This window comes from Streptomyces spongiae (assembly GCF_009377185.1).
Lineage (GTDB): Bacteria > Actinomycetota > Actinomycetes > Streptomycetales > Streptomycetaceae > Streptomyces > Streptomyces spongiae.
Genome location: NZ_VJZC01000777.1, coordinates 1 through 3,886, shown reverse-complemented (window position 1 = coordinate 3,886; position 3,886 = coordinate 1). Strand labels below are relative to the sequence as shown.

At 70.3% G+C, this 3,886-nt stretch carries 3 protein-coding genes; 1 reads left to right on the top strand and 2 read right to left on the bottom strand.

The window, feature by feature from the left end:
• The coding region (locus FNH08_RS46555; protein ID WP_152777828.1) for a M20/M25/M40 family metallo-hydrolase at positions 1 to 938 on the bottom strand (938 nt) is incomplete at its 3' end.
• Between the two features lie 53 nt (positions 939 to 991).
• Positions 992 to 2,545, bottom strand: a complete 1,554-nt coding sequence (locus FNH08_RS46550; RefSeq protein ID WP_152777826.1) for an AbgT family transporter — start codon at positions 2,543 to 2,545, stop codon at positions 992 to 994.
• A 115-nt stretch (positions 2,546 to 2,660) separates the two neighbouring features.
• On the opposite strand from FNH08_RS46550, the gene FNH08_RS46545 reads away from it, so the two are divergent.
• Positions 2,661 to 3,704, top strand: a complete 1,044-nt coding sequence (locus tag FNH08_RS46545; protein ID WP_152777824.1) for an Lrp/AsnC family transcriptional regulator — start codon at positions 2,661 to 2,663, stop codon at positions 3,702 to 3,704.
• Positions 3,705 to 3,886 lie beyond the last annotated feature (182 nt).

Genomic DNA, 3,886 nt, shown 5'->3' with positions numbered 1-3,886 from the left:
GAGGCGGCGTTGAGGGTCATCGGGGGCCTGTTCCAGTCGTGTGCGATCTCGACGCGGACCCGCGGGTCGCTGACCTCGATGGCGTCCAGTTCGGCGTCGACGCGGTCCTGTTCGGCCTGGCTGCTGACCCGGATGTCGATGCTCGCGGTGGCGTGCCCGGCGACGACGTTGGTCCCGGAACCGCCCTTGATGAGGCCGGTGTTGATCGTGGTGCCCTTGTCGGGGGCGGCGACGGCCGCGGCGGCGACCACGAACTCGGACAGCGCGGTGATCGCGCTCGCCCCGTCCTCGGGCGCGAGCCCGGCGTGCGCCTCGACGCCCGTGACGGTGACCTCGAAGATCCCGGTGCCCTTGCGGCCCGTCTTGACCGCCCCGTGCGCGGTCGGCTCCAGCACCAGCGTCACGTCGACCTTCTGCGCGACCTCCTCGATCACCGGGCGGGAGGAGAGGGAGCCGATCTCCTCGTCGCCGTTGAAGAGGAAGGTGACGGTGGGCACGGGAACACCGCTCTCCCGGGCGAGCTTCAGGGCCCAGATCCCTTGCGCCAGGCCGGTCTTCATGTCGAAGATGCCCGGCCCGCTGAGCTTCTCCCGGCCGTCGCCGTCCGGCTGGGGCTGCTCCCATGCGGCGAGCGTGCCGGCCGGCCACACGGTGTCGTAGTGGCCGACGAGCGCGACATGGCCGGGGGCGGTGCCGGTGTAGGTCAGGGTGAGGGTGTCCCCACACTCGCCGCCGGGGTGGCGGTGCTCGTGGTCGGGCTGCCCGAGCCGGTGGACGGCCAGCTCACGCAGGAGGTCCAGGCCCGCCGCGAGGCCGGGCAGGTCGTAACTGCTGGTCTCGTGACGGACGAGCGTCAGGATGTCGGTGACGATCTCCGACGAGACGTCCTGGGCGCGGGCGGTGAGGGCGGCGGGTGCGGGTGCGGGCGATGCGGTCATGATCTGCTTTCTCGTGGGGGCGGATTTCTCGTGGGGCGGAGAGGTGGCTGGCGTCAGCTGACGCCGAAGGGGATGCCGAGCAGGTACCAGGCCACGAAGAACGCGACCCAGGCGACCCAGACGACGGCGGCGATCGGGATCGTGAAGGAAGCCAGCGTGCCGATGCCGGCGGACTTCTTGTGCTGCTGGATGAAGCCCAGCGCCATCGCGAAGTACGGGCTCATCGGGGTGACGCAGTTGGTGACCGAGTCGGCTACGCGGTAGACGGCCTGGGTGGTCTCGGGCTCGATGCCGATGAGCATCAGCATGGGCACGAGGACGGGGGCGGCCAGGGCCCACAGGGCGGAGCCGCTGGTGATGACGAGGTTCATGAAGGTGATCAGCACGGCGATGCCGACCAGCACCGTCCAGCCGTTCAGGTGCAGGTCCTTCAGGGTCTCGGCGCCCTCGATGGCGATGACGTTGCCGATGTTCGTCCACTTGAAGTACGCGAGGAACTGGGAGATCGCGAAGAACAGGACGAGGATCGGTGCGTAGGTGCGGGTGCCCTCGGCCAGCGCGTCGACGATGTCGCGGGCGGCACGGAAGGTCCCGGTCATACGGCCGTAGACCCAGCCGAGCAGGGAGAAGAACGCGAACAGGACGAGCGGCATACCCGTGATCACCAGGGACTCGACGATCGAACCGCCCTCGCCGCGCAGCGGTGAGGACGCCGGTATGAGCGCCGCCGCGAGGAGCGCGAGGAAGCCGAGCGCGGCCAGTCCGGTCACCCGCAGCGCTCGGCGCTGCTCCGGGGTGACCTCGATCGCCTTCAGCTCGGCGGCGCTCAGCGCGGCGACCGGCTCGTCGGGGTCCAGGTCCGAGCGCCTGGCGATGACCTTGTCGACGACGAGCGTGATGACCAGGGCCACCAGGACCGACGAGGCGAGCCCGAAGAAGTAGTTCGCGACCGGGGTGACGACGTAGTCGGCGTCGATGGTGTGGGCCGCGGCGGTGGAGATCGACGACAGCAGCACGTCGGTCGTGGTGATCGCCGGGGAGGCGTCGTAGCCGGCGGAGATGGAGACGTACGCGACGATGCAGCCGAGCACCGGGCTGCGGCCGGCGGCACGGTAGATCAGCGCCCCGAGCGGGATGAGGGTGACGTACGCGGCGTCGCCGGCGACATGGGCGACCATCGCCGTCATCGACAGCGCGAAGGTCAGGTACCTGCCCGGCACCCGCGCGACCATGCGGCGCAGCAGGGTCGTGAACAGCCCGCTCGCCTCGGCGACGGCGATGCCGAACCCGACGACGAGGATCGTGGCCAGCGGCGGGAAGGTCGCGAAGTTCTCGACGGCCCCCTCGACCATCGTCGTGAGCCCGGCCTTGCTGATCAGGCTCTGCACCTTGATGGTCTCGTGCGTCCCGGGGTGCACGGTGCTGACACCGGCCGCCGCCAGTACCGCGCTGAGGACGATCACGACCCCCGCGAGGATCCAGAACAGCCAGAAGGGGTTGGGCAGTTTGTTGCCGACCTTCTCGATGGCCGCGAACCCCCGGAACGCGGCGCGCAGGACTCTCGACGGGGGCTCGGTCGGCTGGGGCTCGGTCGCGGTGGCACTCATGGGTACCTCTTCGTGCATCTGAGGGATGTTCCTGCGAACAATGACACTCCGATGAGAGATTCTCTAGTCTCTGGTTGTAACAGTGGGATTAACCGGCAGTCTAAGGTGAGGTCTCATGACCCGTCCTCTCCTCGACGAGCTCGACCGGCGCCTCATCGGGGCCCTCCATCTCGCGCCCCGCGCCACCTGGGACGACTTCGGCGCGATCCTGTCCGCCGACGCCAGCACCCTCAAACGCCGTTACGACCGGCTGCACGAGGCCCGGATGCTCCGCGTGATCGGACAGGCCGACTGGGGCATGCACTCCACCGCGATGCCGGTCCACGTGTTCCTGGACATCACCGGCGAGACCCCGCTCGCCGTACTCGACCGGCTCCGCACCCTGCCCCACCTCCAGCTCCTGGGGCAGATCTCCGGCGACTACCCCCTTTACGCCGTCGTGCACGCCCCTTCGGACACGGCCACCAGCGAGGCGATCGACCGGATGTTCTCCATCCCCGGAGTCCGCCGCGTCAACGCGCTGCCCGCGCTCAGCACCCTGCGCCGGGGCATCACCTGGGACCCCCAGTTCCTGACCGCCGGCGAGCGGGCCGACCTGCTGACCCTGACCGGCCCCCGCCCCGAGGGCACCGCGACGCCGACACCCACCGCGACCGCGACACCCCCCGCCAAGCCCCTCAGCGAGGCAGAGCGCACGGTCGTCGCCCAGCTGATCCAGGACGGCCGGGCCTCCGCCGCGGGCATCGGCCGGGCCGCCGGCCTGGCCACCTCCACCGCGCACCGCGTCGTCCGCCGGGTCCTCGACGAACAATGGGTCAAACCGCGCCTGGAGATCGTGTCGGAATGGCTGGGCTTCCAGACGCCGTTCCTCCTGCGCCTGCGCGTCGCCCCCGGCAAGACCCCCGACGTCATGCGCCGCATCGACCAGCTCCCCCAGACCCGGCTCGCCGCCCACGTCGCCAGCGACATGTCCGTCCTGTGCACCGGCCTGGTCACCGACCGCTCCGCACTGGCCGCGTTCATCGACCACGAACTGGCCCAGGTCCCCGGCCTCCTCACCGTCAGCGTCGACGTCATGCTCGCCGAACCGCGCCGCTACTGGCTGGACCGCGACCTGACCTCGGGCCTCGGAAAGTTCCACGCACCGACGCTGCTTTGACGGGGCGGGCCCGCGAAGCCGGGGGCCCCGCCCGCGAGCGAGCCCGGGGCGACCCGGGGATGCCGTTGGCGCCTCCCCGGGATGACGGTCCATTGGATTCTCAGTCCCAGCGACACGCGGCATTCACGGCGTGTCGCTGGGACTGAGAATCCAGTCGCCGCCCCTTGGCGGGATTCCGACCC